Origin of the sequence: Streptomyces sp. VTCC 41912 (assembly GCF_045799175.1) — a bacterium.
In the GTDB taxonomy this organism is placed as follows: domain Bacteria; phylum Actinomycetota; class Actinomycetes; order Streptomycetales; family Streptomycetaceae; genus Streptomyces; species Streptomyces albulus_C.
Genome location: NZ_JBJMAB010000045.1, coordinates 1 through 16,872 on the forward strand (window position 1 = coordinate 1; position 16,872 = coordinate 16,872).

The window sequence follows — 16,872 nt, forward strand, 5'->3', positions numbered from 1 at the left end:
AGGCGCAACCGTCTCGAATTCGGCTCCGAATTCTTGTCGGAATGATTTGCCTTTCGGCGTGTCCACTACTTTAGCGGATTCCCTCAGTGACTCATAATCGAGTCCCGGTCCGAATTTCGGCATGCCGAAATCGTTCCCGGTGACGGGCCGTTCAGTAGTGGTGTGCCGCTGAAGCGGCGGGATTGGCTGCCGCGGGACCTGTGGGCTCCGGGGCAACTCGAGGAATCTACACGATCCCAGGGGTGCGACGCGACTCGGGGGTCCGCTCGCAGTCGTTGGGGCCTATCCGGACCGCTGGGGCGCCGGAGCCCAAGCGGGCACTGGTGCCTCTTCTCACCGAGCTGGGTCCGGGCTCACCTGGCTGCGAGCGGATCTTCAACCGTGCGACAGTGCCGAACCCTCGTCGCTCGCCGTGCTGGGTGGCTTCGGGCACCTCGTCCAGCGGCGCGCAGACCTTGAACCGGAAAGGATGTCCTCCAATCGCGGCGCCAAGCCCTCGCTGCAGAGGTGATCTGGTCCACCAGCCGGGCGAAGTCGCCGGGCCAAGGCGAGAGCGGTGGTTGCTGAGCGGGCGGCAACCGGTCCGGGGGCGCTGTACTGCTCGGGGCCTCGGTGAGCTAGAGGACGCTCTTGTGTGCGACTCCCTGGTTTCCGATGTCCTCGTCGAGCAGGACCTCCACGCGGCCGTTGAGAGCGCGTGAGGGGCGGGCGGCCGCATGGGCTGTCGCCAGAAGTTCGATCCGTGCCCGCCCCTGAAACTCGGACGCGGTGATCATCTCGTCCACAACCTTGAGTTCCCAGTCGACTACCTTCCGTAGTCTCGGCCCCGCAGGCGCCAACCGACCTCGATGAGCGCGCGCTGTAAACGTACTGCGCCAGCTCGCGGATCCGCCGGGATACCGAGCCGCGGTCCGCGCACGTTCAGCACCCGCCACGTCGTAATCTCTGCGACGGACGCACGGTGACCTTGACAGCGTCGTTCGTTCGGGCTCCCCATTCCGGCGGCGACTCGCTCATGGGGCGGATCACGTGCTCTCCTCCTCCTTCGTTCCGGCCACCGGAAGCACGTACTGACCGGCTAGACGGGCCAGGTGCAGCGGGAGAGGCCGGGCGAGCGGTGGGTAGTCGTCGTGGTAGCGCAACTGGTGCGTGAGCGTCGCCCACTCCGCGGGCCGGTCGGGCAGGTCCCCTTCACGCCCCGAGTCCGCCAGCGCCTTCTCCGACAGGCAGCCGAGCACGGTGACCTCCAGCTGCCCGGGATTCCAGGCGGTCTTCCCGGGTGCGGTCCGGCCCTGTGCAGTCGGCGCCAGCTTCATGAGTCCCTTCGGCAGTTTCGCCACCGTGTGTGGAGTCGAGGCCGTACTCGCGAAGACACGGCTCTCCGGCTCCGTCGTCCCCCAAACTCCCTCGGAGAAGCCGACCCTGTTCTTGGCGTCATGGGCGTACCACTCCGCTACTTCCTCCCGCGCATTGGCGTCGCGTACGAGCACAACCCGCAGATCGTCGCCGTAGAGCGTGTGGCGCTGGGCGGGTTCGGTGCCGAAGCCGAGCATGTCGCGGTCCAGTTCACCGTTGCGCAGGCCAGGCCAGCACTGCCGCAGGTTGCCAGCGTCCGCCAGCAGGAGCGTCGGGCGGTCGCGGAGTTGGAAGAGCAGCGCGCGGATCTGCCGCTCGGTCTCCTGCTGCCTGTGCTGCTCCACGCCCGAGCGGGCAGCGGGCCGGATGCCTTCCCGGGCGGCCGAGCCATCGCCAGGGCCTCCCGTATCCGCCCCCTCCTCCGCCACCGGTTCCACTGCCTCGGAGAGCCGCAGCAGCATCTTCGGGTACGGCGCCCATTCGGAGCGCTCGGCGTCCCACCCCTCGATGACGCCCGGGCCGTCCCCGGGGCGAACCCGCACCGCAACCAGCCGGCGGACGGGGCACCGCGTGGGGCCCTTCCTGGTGTGGCGTACGAGCCAGAGCGCTGCGTACTGGAGGTCACCCGGAACTCCGGCTCCCACCCGGTGGGCGGGCGGGCTGATGGCGCCGAGCTGCCGAAAGGCGTCCAGCCAGGTCCACCTGGCCCGGTGCTCCAGACTGCTGTCGGTGTCGTCGGACAGGTTGACGAACTGGCTCAGCCGGCCTTGTCGCGCCAAGGCGATGCGCAGCGCGTGCTTGGGGTCGGAGTCGGGGACGGCGGCGAAGCGCTCCTTGCCGGCGATCTCTGCGATCACGACTCCGGCTCCGTCGGGTCGCGGGACCATTCGGTCCGCCACGAGCCGGCAGCGTCCCTCGATGGCTTCAGCCAGTCGGACGGCCCTGGGGCGCCTTCGCTCCCGGGAGACCGGCAGGGCATCGGCCAGGGGCCCCGCGGGCCGGGCTCGCACGCGGATCTCGATCCCCTCGCCTCGCCACCGCCAGGTGTCGTCGTCGGCAGGCCCCAGCCTCTCCCCGGGAGGGAAGCCAATGAGCTTCGGTAGTTCTGCGAGCAGTGCAGCACGGGTCTCCGGGGACTGCCAGAAGACATCGATCTCCAGGGGACGGCCGTCCAGTGCGCGTGCCAGCGCGGCCCGCCGCTGCAAGGCCAGCTGCGCGTCACGGACGCCCGGACCACGTCCGGCACCCGAACGAGGCAACAGCGAGGGGGTGTTGCTGCGGGTCACCCGCGTGAGGTCGGGGACCCTGGTCAGCATGGGGCGCAACCCTTCTTCGACCCAGGCATCCAGATCCGCCCGCTCCCGTGGCATCAGTCCGGGCCCGACCTCGTGTGGGCCGATCGACGGGTGGTAGACGATGCCGGCGGCAACGTCCCCGGACCCGTTGATCCAGCGATCCGGGTGGGCGAAGAGCTCAGCAGGTTGCGGGTAGTTGCGTACGATATCCAGTTCAGGCAGGAGGGGTACGGGGCTGTGGTGGCGCCAGGCAAGTTCCTTCATCCGTCGGTCGTAGCCGAGGGTGTTCACCATCAGCCGGTGGCCCCGGTCCGGCCCTCCCGGCCACGGCAGCGGAGCATCGAGGAGCACTGTCGTGCCGCCGAGTTGGTGGGGGCGTACGTCAAGCCGGGTGGCCCACCGGCGTACCTGGGTGGACACATGGACACGGAACCGTGGGGCGAACGGCACGGTGTGGACGGTGATGTTGAGGCAGGCCGAGTAATACCAGGTCTGCCCACGCCGCTCGTACCGTTGGGGCGGCCAAGAGACGAGTCGCGCACCGTTGCCCGAGCTCTCGACTCGGAAGTGGAGTGTGGTGCCCCCGGTACGGAACGTCCGGACGGCCAGCCGGAAGGCGATCCACTCGGGCAGCAGGCTGTAGAGCCGTGGGGCGGGTTCGGCGGTTCCGCCCGCCGAGGTCACGGTCTCGGCGAAGTCGACCGATTCGGTCTCCCAGCGTGGCAGCTGGACAACCTCGGCCGGGTCGTCGGAGCGGAGCCTCTCCTCCAGATCGGTGCCTTCGGTGTCGTCCTCCTCCCGGTACATGCCCGCCGCCCAGGCACCGATCACCGGGGCCGTCACCTCTGGCGGGACGAATTCCCGCGCGTAGAGCCACGGCAGGCGGCCGTCCTTTCCGGCGTTGCGGCCGGTTGCGATGACACCCGGGGCCATCGCTTGCAGCAGGGAGTTGAGCCTGCGTACGGGGAGTCGGTCGGGGCGGACGGAGCCCTTGCCGGCGGCGGCGTGCATCCTGGCGAGTTCGGTGTGCAACTCCTCGCCGAGCCGCAGCACCCTCATCTCCTCCCGCCATGGCCCATGGAGCGGGTCGGGCTCGTAGGCCGCGACGCGAATGGTGTGATACACGAAATTGCCTCCTGGGAGCTGGAGTTCGGCGCTTACGGTTGGGCCGGGGCGGGAGCAGGGGTGAGCAGGCGGGTGAGCATGCGCCGGAGCGGCTCGTACAGGGCACGGACGATGAACTGCTCTTCTGCACTCTTCGCACCGCCGTCGAAGTACGGGTCCAGCACGTCCAGCACACTGTGGAGCAGGCTGGACGCGGGCGTGTCGATTCGTGCTGGTACGGCCCCGCGGTTCGGGGCGAAGGCGGCGTCGACGAAGACCACCCGGGCTGGTACGCCACCGCGCACCAGCCGGCCGATCACCTGCCACATCACGACCAGCATGTCCCAGGTGACCTGCTCCCGCGCCTCGTCGTCGAGGCGGCTCCACGCCATCGCGCGGGCCAGCACCTGGTACCAGCGCGAACGGGCGAGGCGGCGGACCTCGTCGGCACCTTCCTCTACAGTGGCCTGCCCCCGTACCCAGGAGTCGAAGTCACCGCCGGTGACGGCGCGGACGATCCAGTCGTTGACGGCGTGGACGGCCAGAGACAGGTCCTCGGGGTGCGGATTGGGCCGTGCCAGGAAGTAGACCGTGCCGATGGCCGCCTCGTCGTCATCGTTGAGGATGTTGTGGCCCCGCTCCACGGCCAGCAGGGGCGCCACGAGGATGTCCGCGCCGAGGTCCTTCAGGTGCTCGACGTCGCCCCGGCGCAGTGACCGGGCACGGTAGGCCGACGGTGCCTCGTCCTCCGGAGCGATCTCTTCATCGTCCGAGACCAGGCACAGCACGCTGTCTCGCCAGCGGGAGTTGAGGTTGTGCAGGGTGTCGGCCACGATGCGTGCCTCGGCGTAGCTGCCGACCAGCAGGAGGATCTGGTTGCGGTCCGGGGGAAGGGAGAGCAACTCCCGCTCCAGTGGACCTCCTTCGGGGGCTTCGTACTCCCCCGCGCCGAGGTGGGTAGCGATGCGGCGCAGCTTCTCGGGGCGGTCGTCCGGGTGGGTTCCCGACAAGCGCAGCTTCTCGTCGCCGTCGTCGATGAACTCGAAGCGCATCAGGCTCTCGTCCGCGATGCGTTCGGTCACCTCGGTCGGCGGCTCAATGATCACACCGACCGGGACGCAGATGTGGTAGCGGCTGGACATCCCCGCCCAGCTGCTACCGGACACGAGCAGCAGATGGGCGCCGGGCCTGCCGTCGACGGATGCGAGGTGAGGCATGGCGCGCAGCAGCTCACGTCCGACGCCGCTGCAGCGGAAGAAGGACAGCTCGCCACTGCGGACGCCGCCCTCGTCCTCGCCCGGGACCCGGAACTGGAAGCCGAGTACGTTGCCCATCGGGGCCTCGGGCACCATAGGGCCGTAGTCGAGCGGCCGACGGTACATCGTGTTGTAGCCCAGGCTGAGGGCGGCCTCGACGCGAGGCCACATGGCGTTGATCATGGCGAGCCGCGGTTCCAGGGCGCTGAGCAGCAGTGTGAACTCGAAGCGTTCGGCGAGCTTCTGCCGCCACTGCTCGGGGGTCTCGGGCGGTGGCTTGGGCTTCCGGCGGCGCCCGCGTTTCTTCTGCCGTCCCTCTTCCTCGCGCTGCCACTCGTCGTATTTCTCCTTGTACTTCTGCTTCCGGGCGGCCATGTGCTGCGGGTCGAGGTGGAAGATCTCGTCCATGACCTCGGTCAGGTGGCGGCGGGTGTTCTCCGGGTTGCCGGTGTGGAGCAGTTCGTTGAGGAGGGCGGTCAGCCGGCTGAAGTCCTCCTCCGTCCTGCGGTGGCGGTCGCCGAAGGGGTTGTCGCGGAAGGCGTCGAGAAGCTTGCCGAGGGCCTGTCTGGGGGTGTGGTTCGGGTGTTCCGGCCCGCTGCTTTCAGGGAGTTCGTACCGTTCGTCGAGCAGTCCGAGCTGGAGCGTCCAGGCGCTGAAGTAGCCCGTCCGCACCCAGTTGCGCAGCTCGTACCCTGCGACGAGCATCGCGTACAGCCGGTCGGTGGCCGATCCAGCGGTGTTGAGGGCGGCGGCGAAGGTCTCCACGTCCCGTTCGGAGAGCTGGGTGCGCCCGCTCGCCGCGAGTTCCCTGATCTTGTGCCGACTCAGTTGGTCGATGAGGCCCTTGTCCTCGTCGCTGGCGAGGACGACAGCGGGTGCGAAGGTCTGGTCGAGCTGCATCTGCACGCGGTCGGCCTCGTCGATGATCACGAGGTCACTGCGGCGGCAGGCTAGTTCGAGATAGCGGATGCGCTCGCCGTTCTGGGGACGGGGTGGCGAGGCGTCGATCAGCCCGGCCGGCGTGGCCACCCAGATCAGGGCGTTGACCAGGGTGCGGGCTCCGTGGTGTCGGGGACAGGCGGACCAGTACGGGCAGCTCGTCGTCCTCTTCTGCCATTCGGAAGCCCGTCCTCCGCCCTTGTCACGCCGGGGGTCCGACGGTGGGCGGAGCCGGGAGCAGGGTGCCTCGCCGAAGGCGAGCGGCTCGGTGGACGAAGTAGCGCCCTGCCGCCTGACGTTGAGTACGCAGGAGGTCCCGAGGTAGGCGAAGGCGGGGTCGTCGTGGGCAAGCAGCCGATGCTCGCCCCGGCCCGCCAGTCGGCGGTGCAGCCGCTGGGCGTGCCGCTCCCGGCCGGAGGAGCCGAGCACGGGTGCAGCGGCGTCGTTGGTGTAGAGGTTGTAGAGCCGGACGAGCTTCAGCACCTCCGTGACGTCGGTGACCACGATGGTGGTGCGCTTGCCGAGCTTGGTGAGATGGACGGCGACAATGTCGCGCAGCGTGCTCTTGCCCGCGCCGACGATGCCGAGCAGGTGCTGGATCCCGTCGACCGTGAACGTGAAGTCCTCGTCCTTGCCGGCCTTGCGGAACGTTCCGTTCTCCTTGGTGGACAGGTCGAAGGCCCGCAGCCGCTCCAGCCAGCGCGGCGACCTCCCCTCGCCGGCACGAGCGTGCATGGCGTCCATCTCCGCCGCCGTGCGCTCCAGGCTCTTCCTGGTGAAGATCAAGGGCTCTCCACCGCCGGCCGGTTCCAGGTCCAGGTCGTGGGCGACGAGAGGGGCGTGGGGAACGGGTGGCAGGTCGACCACGGCCATGCTGCGGCTGACGGGGAAGGCGTGCGGGCCCTGGCCCGCGACCGGCATGCGCTTGCCCGCCAGTGGCGGTGCGGCACGCAGAAGTTGCTCGTAGGCAGGGAAACGGTCGCCGGCGACGGAGAGTTCGCGGCGGGTGGCGGGCGACTCGGTGTCCGGCACTTCGTATCCACGCACCCTGGAGTCGAACATCTGGTAACTCTCCAGCGCCTCGCGCCAGGTACGGCTCCTGCGCAGCGTCCATAGCGAGTACCGGGCGACACGCAGCGTCTGCGCGGTGTCCGGTGGCAGCGGCACTCCGTGCGCCTCGGCGAACCCGTACCCGCTGAACAGCACCCAGGCGCTGCCCGCGGGGCTGCCCGGCATCAGTTTCTGCTGGAGATACAGGCCGAGTTCCACCTGGCAGAGGGCTTCCAGAGCGGGCTTGGGGGCGGCCGGCCCCAGGAACGCCTGGAGTGCGCGGAGTACGTCATTCAGCGGCGGGGTGATGCTACGCATCGTCTTCTCCTCTATCCGGGCCCGTTCAGGTCGGGCACGAGGTCCACGGGTGTGGTGAGCACCAGCCGCTTCCGCAGGAGCGCGGGAAGGGCGTCGGCAAAGGCCTCCCGGTAGCAGTTCCGCCCGGCGAGCGCGTTAGGGACCACGACCAGGGTGCGGTCCGCGGGGGGTGCGCTGTCGGTGAGATGCGCGGCCAGGAGGGCCGGCTGCAGGCGGTCATACACCTGGATGTCTACGATTTCGGGACCGGTGTCCCTGAGCCGGTAGGCGGACAGCGGACCCGACAGGGCCTCGTGGTCGATCCCGGCGCGATCCAGTGCGTCCAGGGCGACCTCTTCCGTCCGGTGCGGCAGTGCGAGGAACGTCCGCAGCGAACGCCGCAGGATCCGCGCCTGGTCCGGCTCGCGGATCAGTTCTGGAGGGGCGTCGCGCGGACATTCCTCCCCCTCGCACCAGATGTCCGCGTCGGTGGCGGACGGTCCGGGTACAGGCACGGTCCCGTCCCGGGACAGCGCAGGGAGCCCGCACGAGGGGCAGCCCAGGAAGTCCCCGTCGACAAGCAGGGATTCGGGCAGTGGCCCGTAGAGGTCCTTGACCCGGCTCCACACGGCCTTGCTCCAGCCGAGTCCGAAGCGGTCCCGCTGGTGGACCACCGGGTGGCGGGCCAGGAACCTCCGGCACTGCTGATAGCGCTCGTCCGTTCCGCACCGCGCTTCCAGCTCGCCCAGAAGCGCGTGGGCGTGCGCTGCCACGCCTCCGTCCGGCCCGTGCGAGGCGACTTCGAGGCAGGACCGGGTCGGCATCCGGCCCACCGGGTGTACCAGTGTCGCGCCGGGGGTGACCAGAGAGGCGGGAACCGCGAAGAGCGGATCGCCCGCCGGCCTGGTCCGGCACCACTCCCACAGCTCCGGAAGGCTCCTCGGCGGCGTCTCACCGACGTCGAGGCAGTGCATCACCGTGCGGTCCAGCGCACGTTGGGCGAGGCCGGGATAAGGCAGGGCGAACGAGCGGAGCCCCTGGACCTCGGCGAGGGTCGCCACCATGCGGGCGAGCTCGCGGAAGATTTCGCTCCCTACTCCCTCGGAGGCCTCCCCGGTGTTCGGCCGGCCTGCCCGGCAGGCCGCCCCCGCCCTCATGCCGCGGCCTCGGTGGCAGGCGACGCCGAGCACCAGCGGGCCACTTCGCACCGCTCGCAGGAGCGTCCGGGCACGGCCGCGTAGCGGTCGTCCCCGTGCCAGTCGGCCACCATCGCCCGCAGGACTCCCTCCGCCGCGGTCCGGTTAGCTGAGGCAAAGGGGTCGATGATCTCCAGGTCTGCACCACCGGGGCGCAACACCTCCAGCTCGACCCGGGCACGGGACGGAGCGCCGCCCAGGTCGCCGCGGGCGACCAACACGACCGCCAGGGCCAGTTGAGGGTAGAGCTCCAGCAGAGGACGGTTGGACCGCCGGGCGGTGGCGGAGGTCTTGGTCTCACGCCATACCCATGAGTCGACGTCCCGATAGAGCAGATCGGGTGCGGCGATCACCACCACGTCAGCGGCGGTGTCGTGCCGCACCACGCGGGGTTCGGTCCGCACGTCCGTGCGGTCCCTGACGCAGCGCAGCGGGCAGACCGCTGCGTGCCGCCGCAACAGGCGGGTGCCGAGCGTCCGTTCGTGGTCGGGCAGATCGAATCCGTCCGGCACCCATTCCTCGGGCACTTCGACCGTGCACGGTCGAAGTGACCCGTGGCTGTGCCGGTCAGCGAGGTAGGCGTGCAGGGCTCGGCCACGCTCGGCCGTCACCTCGCGCTCGACGGAGTCCGCCATGGGCAGGTGCAGCCGGCGCATGTGATCGCGGGCCGGGCAGGCCCGGTAGTTGCGTCCGTTGGTCACCGACCAGGTTCGGCGGGGCCGGTCCTTCGCCTCGATGCCCAGTAGTCCGGGCGCCGCGCGCAGCGCCGGGCAGACCGAAAGGTAGGGGCATCCGCCGCAGGCGGAACCAGGGCGGTATTCCCGTCCGTCCAGTACGCCCGCCAGTGCGTCGGGGCCCTGCTCGCGATACCGGGCGAGCGCCTGCTCCCGGCTGCCTGCGAAGAGCTCTCGCGTACGGCCGTCGAACAGCGCGAACTCCACGATCCGTACATGCTCCGGCGGCGGACCGGGGGTGCCCTCAGCCAGCACCAGAGCAACGGCGGCGGTGAACCCGTCGGGTGGTAGGTCCCGGTTCAGGCGGTGCACGGGCAGACGGAGTTCACGGTAGGCACCGTCGGCGGAGGCCAGGCAGCGGCCCCACACGGTGAAGCGGTACTCCTTGGCGTTCCGCGGGTCGGGGCCTGACGGCCGATGGCGGTACGTCCATGGCTCGGGGACCTCGTTCAGGGGGCGTTCCGGGTCGGCGGGGAAGGCCGCTGCGTACGCCTTCACGCCATGGTCCGACCAGGTCCTCAGACCGTCGTGCAGGGGCGCGGTACGTGTCCGGGGCGGGTTGCCGGAGTGCCTGGAGCGGGCGTCGCAGGCGGCCATGAAGGGGGCCAGAGCGAAGTGCTCCAACCGCTCGCGGCGGCGCGGTACGGGGTCGGCGGTGTGGTAGCCGCGGGTCTTGAGGGCGTCGGCGGCGGGGCACCGGAATTCTCCTCCCTTGAACATTCCGGCGGATACCGTGATGACTTGGGAGGCGCGGGTCACCCCGTCCGGAGGCAGCCATGGCTGTGACATTTCCTGCTCCATTTCTGCGCGGAGGAAAGAACGTTGACCATGAGGGAAATCGAGGAGATCGGCAATGTGGAAAAGCGCTATGAAGTGCTGAACATGGTCGGCGACGGCGGGCAGGGCGACCTTTTCCTCGGCCGTGACCACAGGAACGGGGAGAGGGTGGCGTTGAAGCTCCAGAAGCCCCGGGATCTCGGCCCAGAGAGCGATTTCTCCTGGGCCGGCAGAAATCTCCTCGAAGAGGGCTCCCGCATGATGATGCTGACGGGAATTCGGGCGATTCCAGAAATCATCGCCACAGGGACGCACCGAGGGCGCCGATGCCTGGTCATGGAATTCGTCGAGGGGCGCCAACTACAGAACGTCCTGTTGGCGGCCCGGCCCATCAGGCATCCGGGGGCCATCGCATCCGTCATCGGCCAGCTGTGCGAAATCTTGCGGGAAGTGCACGACCGGAATCTGGTGCACTGCGACCTCAAACCCGAGAACGTCATCGTGCAACCGGACGGCTGTCTCCGTCTCATCGACATGGGCCACGCGATCATGGCAGGTGAGCCGACATCCCACGAGCGGGGTACGCGTGGCTGGGCCTCCCCCGAGCAGTCCGATGCCTGCCCCTCAGGCCTGACGCCACGGGCGGACATCTTCGGACTCGGCTGCATCCTGCTGGAGATGACCGTCATGCGGCTGCCCTACGGTGGACTGGAGGAGCGGGCGCAACCGGGCGGCCCGGTGCTGCCAGCCGACCTGCTCGCCAAGCTTCCCCCTGAGTTCGCCTCCCTCGCGCTGCGGATGGTCCGGTGGGAGGCGGAGGATCGCCCGGCGGATGTCCGTGAAGTATTCGACGGGCTCCGCCCCTACCTGCCCCGGCTGGGCTCGCGGCGGCCGTCGAAGCGGCCGCGCCCCGACCCGACCGAGTACTACCGCACCCATCCGCCCCGGCTGTGACGGTGAGCCGACGGTCGCCGGCCGGGTGGGTCACCTCAACCCTTCCAACAACTCCCGCACCTCACGTACGCCTTCGCCGCCCATCAACTCGCGTAGCACGATGACTCTCTCCAGCTCCCGTACCGCCTCGTCGGTCTTGCCAGCGGACACCAGGACGTCCGCGAAGAGCAGCCGCGCCTTGTCTTCGCTGGGCCAGTTCTCCTGTTCGCGGTATATGTCGCAGGCCCGCCGGTACAGGGAGACGGCCTCATTCCGCTCGGAGCGGGCCAGGTGCACCTTGGCCAGGGTGAACAACACGTCGGCCAGGCCGCCGCGCTCCCCCGTGCGCCCCACCACACCTCGGGCGTCGGCGCACAGGCGGAGCGCCTGCTCGTGATCGCCCCGGTCGTGGTGGAGCGCGCCGAGGGCGTTCAGGGCAGCCGCCTCCCCGACCGGGTCAGACACCTCCCGGCACAACTCCAGTGCCTGGCATAGCGCTTCCTCCGCTCCCGTCCGCTCACCCTGCTTGCGCAGGGTGAGCCCGAGTCGGTGCAGCGACCGGGCCAGACTCAGCCGGCCTTCCTCGCTGTGGTCCTCCTTGCTGAGGCGGACGGCCCGCCGCAGGTGGCCCACGGCCGCGTCGTACTTGCCGAGCCGCCACTGCGTTCCTGCCAGCATCCGGTGGACCGTTGCACAATCGACCGGAGCGGCGGCGGATTCCGCTGCGTCGGCGGCGTACCAGAGGTTCCTCAGCGCGTCGTCAAGGAGGTGGCGGCTCCACTGATAGGTGACCAGGGCCATCGAAAGCAGCCATTCGTACCGTCCAATGCCCTGGCCGATGGCTAATCGGATCCCTCGCTGGACGGCGGCGTACTCCTCGTCCAGATACGCCATCGCCTGTCCCGGTTCCGCGGGGTCGGTGACCGTGACCCCGTCGGGCTCGCCGATGGGCAGCGTGCGCTCCTGGTCGAGCACCCGGTCGCAGGCGCGGACGTTGTGCAGCTGGTGTTCCAGCACCTGCCGTACGGTCGCCCGCTCGATCTCCGCCGTCTCTCCGTCCGGCCCCGGCTGCACGTACTGGCGGGCGAACGCCCGCACGAGGTCGTGCAGCCCGTAGCGGTCGCCCTGGAGCTCCACCAGGTTGGCCGCCACGAGTTCCATCAGGGCCCGGTCGGTGCGCGCACCTTCGCCCGCCACCCTCCCGAGGTCCATCACCGCCTCCCAGGAGGCACTGGGTCCGGGGTGGACGGCGAGCTGCCACAGCAGCAACCGGGCCTCCTCACTGAGCACGCGTACGGAGCAGTTCAGTGCAGCACGGACCGAAAGTTCGTGCTCCGGCAGATGCAAGGTGTCCAGCTTCGCCCGCTCCTCCTCCATCTCCCGCACCAGGGCGGAAATGGTACGCAGCGGACGCGCACCGCCTTCCAGGAGCCGGGCCGCCACGGCGAGGGCCAGTGGCAGCCGGCCGCAGAGACGGACCAGATCGCTGAATGCCTGGGCGTAGATCGCCCGGTCCTTGACCCGCACCTTCTCCTGGAGCACCTCCAGGGCATCCGCCTCTTGCAGCGGCTCCATCTTCCGGAACAGCACCTTTCTCTCGGACTGCAGGCGCAAGAGGTCGTTGCGGCTGGTGATGATCACGGCGCAGGTGCCGTCTCCGGGGAGGAGCGGCAGCACCTGCTGCGCGTTGAGCGCGTCGTCGAGGACGATGAGTACCGAACGGTGGGCCAGTGCCGACCGCAGCGCGTTGCTCTTGCTCTCCAGTCCGGTCACCGTGGCGTAGGGCGGTAGCGCGGCCAGGAACCCGTCCAGCACCTCGTCCGGTTCGGCGGGCCGCAGGTCTCCGTCGGCGAACCCGTTCAGTCCGGCGTAGAGCACTCCGTCGGGATACCGCTCCTGCAGCCGACGGGCGAGATGGTGGGCCACCATGCTCTTCCCGACACCCGCCATGCCGCTGATGAGGACCAGCGCCAGGTTGCCGTCGTCCTGTTCCTCGCACACGGCCTCGACGAGGCTGCCGATCAGTTCGTCCTGCCCGACCGGCCTGCGTCGGCTGCCGGGCAGCTGGTCGGGTACAGGCGGCAGGAGCGTCCCGCCCGGTCGGTGGGTGACCCCCCGGACCTCGTCGATGGCGCTCTGCACGTCGGCGTCCGGCATTCCGTTGCGCTTCGTCCACTCCTCGATGAGCCGTTCACGCCGACGCTCCGGCAGGTCGTAGTGGGCGAGCAGGTAGAACCGGAAGACCTGGGGCAGTTCCGATGCGCGCTCGAACCACTTCTCCGTCTCCTCGCGGAGCCACTTCTCCTCCCTGGACTTCCAAGCGGCGTCCATCCGGGCATACACGGCGGCCATCAACTCGGCTCGCAACTCCTCCCGGCGCAATTGGAAGCCGCTCTCGGTCAGCCCGCTCAGCGGTTCGTCGCCGTCCCACTCATCCAAGGCCGTACCGAGTTGCTCGAACCGCTCCGGATGGTTCAGCCCTGCGGCCTTCGCCACCCCGTCGCGAAAGCGGAGCAGGTCGACTCCGTCCTGCGGCACGCGGAGCGTGCAGTAACCCGACCTGCCACCATGCGGCACGGCCTCCCGGCCCAAGTGCTTCCGCAGGTCGGAGACGGCACGGTCCACCCGGTCGCCGGCGTTCTCGTCGCCCTCCCAAAGGACTTCGGCGATCTCCTTCCTGGTGCATCTGCAGCCCGGTGATATCACCAGGAGTGCGAACAGTGCGGCCGCCTTCGAACCTGCCAAGTCCCTTCCGCCGTCGCCCCCTTCGGCTCGGACCGCGCCTAGCACGTGCCCCTCCATCGCCCTTCCTCTCTCCGAACCGGCAGCAATGGTCCGCCCCTTCGTCGGCACCCCCTTCATCTGTGGGCTGCGGTGCGCCGCTTCACACGCGCTCACTCCTTCACGCCCCCCAGGTCTCAGTTCTCCCTCAGTTTTCGCTCTGCGGCCTCCTGCCGGCCCCGGGCACGATGGCACCAGCCGCTCGCAGAAACGCGAGACGGCGACGCATCCATCGACCGATCAGGAAGGAACCGCAAGCCCTATGAACAACCGTCAGCGAAACCGTCGAACGAGCCGTCTGCGCCTGTCCCCCGGCTGGCCGCCGAGCCGCCGCCGACGAGCGGCAGACCGGACCGAGGGCACCACGCCGGCGACCCCGCAGACCGAGGCGCCGGACACCTCGCCCTCCGAGACCACCTGAGCTCCACAGCTCGTGGGTGCCTGTCCCGGGCGGGCACCCACCCTCGACCCCACCCCTCCGAACTGCTCCGACCGGCGAGCTAGCGGCCTCGGCCTTCCGCACCGGTCACACGCTCGTGGTCGAAGGCGGCGTTTCCTGGTCGACAAGACCAACACCGCATACGTACGCATCAAAGTGGGGCGCCTGGGACTTATGCCCGTTCCTTCCGCATCTGGGTGATGCAACCACCCCTGAGCACTTAAGCCCGTTCAGTGCCCCGCTGCCTCCGCCCCCAGCCCAGAGAGAGGATATTTCCTGATGTACCCACCATCCAGTGGTTTGTTTGCCTCGGTGAGGCGACACTTCGACGAACCTCGAGTCGGCGAGGCGGTCCTCGTGACCGTTCCTGCGGACACCGAGGGGGCAGAGCCGGTCCGGCTAACCGCCACCGAGACGCACGATGCCTTGTACGGGCCGGGCTCCGACCCGCAGTTCGCCACCGCGGTCTGGAAGGAGGTGCTCCGCACCGCGCTGAGTGACCTCGGTTCACACGGCACCAGGAAGCTCCTGGTGATCTGGCTTGCGCTGCCCCGGTTGACCGGGACGGTCCACCGCGTCTGCACGCGTCTACGTGCCGACCGGTCGGACGTGGAGGCCGAGATGGTCCTGGCTCTCTTGGAAGAGCTGGCGTCCCCGGACGCCGCGAGCCGCGTATCCGGCTCCTCCCTGATCCACGCGGCGCGCACCAGGGCGTGGCACTTCGCCCGCAACGGCCTGCGGGAGTACCCCTCCACGCAGGTCGAGCGCATCGCCCAGGACCACGCCCTCGCCGCGTCCGACGGGAAGGCAGACGCTCCGGCCGAGGAGGGACTGGACGTACGGGTTGACCGTCCGGATGGCCCGGACGGGCTGCGCGCCCCGCTGCGCTTCCGGGTGCGCCCGGAGCATCTGCGCAAGGGCGCCTTCGCCGACACCGACGACAGGACGAGGAACCGTCCTACACACCACGCCCCCCGGCGGAAGCGACAGTCCAGGCGCCGCGCGGGCGCCCGGCCGGTCCGCCCTGCGGGGAGGCGAGCGTGAAGGACCCGGCACAGGGCCGACTTAGTTTCACCGAGATGTTCGACCTGCCGGTCGCAGTGGACCTGCGGACGGCGGCCCGAGCGCTCGGAATCGCCTCGACGACCGCGTACCGGCTGATCCGCGAGGACGAGTTCCCCTGCCCTGTCCTCCGCGTCGGACGTAAGTACAGGATTCCGACCACCGAGCTGATGCGCGCCCTGGGGATCGAGGACCGTCCGGTGTACAGCGTGGACCTGGAACTGGACACGGACAGCCCGGGGGCCAGCTGCTGACCAGCAAGAAGAGGGGTTCCTCGTATCCCCCACCACCGTGTGGCCCCGTGGCTGACGCCACGGGGCCACACGGCCCGGCTTCTCCTCACCCCGCCTGATCCGCCGATGGTGGTCCGCTGAGCCGCCGCGCCCGGATGACGCGCTCAATTACGGAGTGGCCTGGTCGACCTGAGGAGAACCCTCAGTGCCAGTGGTGACGCAGGGTTTGGGATCCGTACACAGCAGAAGTCCGACGCCATACGCTCTGGGAAACAAGTCGATCACCGTCTGCCATACCTGAGCGACCTAGGTCGTTTCTGATGGCTCTTGCTGGGGTGGGTGGATCAGTGCTCCGGCTGGGCAGGTGCGTTCTATGGTGCGGCGACATGAGCTCACGGGCGCGCAGTGGCAGAAGATCGAGGCTTTACTGCCCGCCAACGGCAAGCCGGGCGGGCAGTGGGCGGATCACCGGAAAGTGGTCAACGGGGTGCTGTTCCGGGCCCGTACCGGCGTTCCCTGGCCGGATCTGCCCGAACGGTACGGCCCCTGGCAGACCGTTTATGAACGGCACCGTCGCTGGTCAGCGGACGGAACCTGGCAGCAGATCCTGACCGAGTTACAGATCGAGGCCGATGCCGCCGACCCCGACGGGGCCCTGGTTGAGGCCGTTCAGAAGGAGACCGTGTAATGCAGGCGGGAATGGGCGGTGAACATCGACTCCACGTCCTGCCGGGCGCACCAGCATGCGGCCGGTGCCCGCCGCCGGCCGCCGGCCGCCGCGGGACTTTCCGCACAAGGGGGCGGTTCGCGTGTGGAAGCCGATGGGCGTGAGGCGTTGGGACGCTCAAGAGGCGGGCTGACCAGCAAAGTCCATCTGCTGGCCGACGACCGGGCCCGCCCGCTGACCTGGCTGACCTCCCCAGGCCAGCGGGGCGACAGCCCTATGTTCATCCCTGTGCTGGAGGGCCTTCGGATCCGGCGGCGTGGACCGGGCCGACCCCGCAGTCGACCGGATCGTGTCCGCGGTGACAAGGCGTACTCCAGCTACGACAACCGTGCTTACCTGCGACGACGGGGCATCAAGGCGACCATTGCCCAGCCCGAGGACCAGCGGGCCAACCGCCAGCGCAAGGGCCGGGCCGGCGAACACCCTCCGGCCTTCGACAAGACCCAGTACCGCCACCGCAGTGCCGTCGAGCGGTGCGTCAGCAAATGGAAGCAGTACCGCGCAGTGGCCAGCAGGTACGACAAACGTGACTACATCTTCAACGGCACCCTCGCCGTCGCAGCGATCGTCATCTGGCTCCGCGACACCGTCCAAGAGCCATCAGAAACGCCCTAGGCAAACCGCAGGCCAGAAGCCCTACTTAACCCGCTCCAGGATCAGCACACACTCCACGTGATGCGTCATCGAGAGCAC

9 protein-coding genes and 1 pseudogene are annotated in these 16,872 nt (G+C 69.3%); 4 read left to right on the plus strand and 6 right to left on the minus strand.

What is annotated here, in order from left to right; translation table 11 throughout:
- Window positions 1-617: 617 nt before the first annotated feature.
- The 5 genes from ACJ6WD_RS36180 to ACJ6WD_RS36200 form a co-directional block, all read right to left on the minus strand.
- Window positions 618-785, minus strand: coding sequence for a hypothetical protein (locus ACJ6WD_RS36180; protein WP_407617358.1), 168 nt, complete (start codon window positions 783-785; stop codon window positions 618-620).
- A 240-nt stretch (window positions 786-1,025) separates the two neighbouring features.
- Window positions 1,026-3,776, minus strand: a complete 2,751-nt coding sequence (locus tag ACJ6WD_RS36185; RefSeq protein WP_407617359.1) for a pPIWI_RE module domain-containing protein — start codon at window positions 3,774-3,776, stop codon at window positions 1,026-1,028.
- 32 nt (window positions 3,777-3,808) lie between these two features.
- Window positions 3,809-7,318: a hypothetical protein gene (locus tag ACJ6WD_RS36190; protein WP_407617360.1), complete on the minus strand. Its 3,510-nt coding sequence runs from the start codon at window positions 7,316-7,318 to the stop codon at window positions 3,809-3,811.
- A gap of 11 nt (window positions 7,319-7,329) precedes the next feature.
- The gene (locus ACJ6WD_RS36195) at window positions 7,330-8,454 is read right to left on the minus strand and encodes a hypothetical protein (RefSeq protein ID WP_407617361.1); all 1,125 of its coding nucleotides are present in this window, start codon (window positions 8,452-8,454) and stop codon (window positions 7,330-7,332) included.
- Window positions 8,451-10,016, minus strand: coding sequence for a PD-(D/E)XK nuclease family protein (locus tag ACJ6WD_RS36200; protein ID WP_376558801.1), 1,566 nt, complete (start codon window positions 10,014-10,016; stop codon window positions 8,451-8,453). Before ACJ6WD_RS36200 ends, ACJ6WD_RS36195 begins: the two co-directional genes overlap by 4 nt.
- Window positions 10,017-10,055: 39 nt before the next feature.
- Between ACJ6WD_RS36200 and ACJ6WD_RS36205 the strand changes: the two genes are divergently transcribed.
- Window positions 10,056-10,958: a serine/threonine protein kinase gene (locus ACJ6WD_RS36205; protein ID WP_376558799.1), complete on the plus strand. Its 903-nt coding sequence runs from the start codon at window positions 10,056-10,058 to the stop codon at window positions 10,956-10,958.
- Window positions 10,959-10,988: 30 nt separating this feature from the next.
- Here the strand turns inward: ACJ6WD_RS36205 and ACJ6WD_RS36210 are convergent, their stop codons facing one another.
- Window positions 10,989-13,682: a tetratricopeptide repeat protein gene (locus ACJ6WD_RS36210; protein ID WP_407617362.1), complete on the minus strand. Its 2,694-nt coding sequence runs from the start codon at window positions 13,680-13,682 to the stop codon at window positions 10,989-10,991.
- A gap of 832 nt (window positions 13,683-14,514) precedes the next feature.
- On the opposite strand from ACJ6WD_RS36210, the gene ACJ6WD_RS36215 reads away from it, so the two are divergent.
- The 3 genes and pseudogenes from ACJ6WD_RS36215 (at window position 14,515) to ACJ6WD_RS36225 (ending at window position 16,794) form a co-directional block, all read left to right on the plus strand.
- Window positions 14,515-15,201, plus strand: coding sequence for a hypothetical protein (locus ACJ6WD_RS36215; RefSeq protein WP_407617363.1), 687 nt, complete (start codon window positions 14,515-14,517; stop codon window positions 15,199-15,201).
- A gap of 35 nt (window positions 15,202-15,236) precedes the next feature.
- Window positions 15,237-15,473, plus strand: coding sequence for a helix-turn-helix domain-containing protein (locus ACJ6WD_RS36220; protein WP_376558793.1), 237 nt, complete (start codon window positions 15,237-15,239; stop codon window positions 15,471-15,473).
- A 352-nt stretch (window positions 15,474-15,825) separates the two neighbouring features.
- A pseudogene (locus ACJ6WD_RS36225) lies at window positions 15,826-16,794 on the plus strand (IS5 family transposase).
- Window positions 16,795-16,872 lie beyond the last annotated feature (78 nt).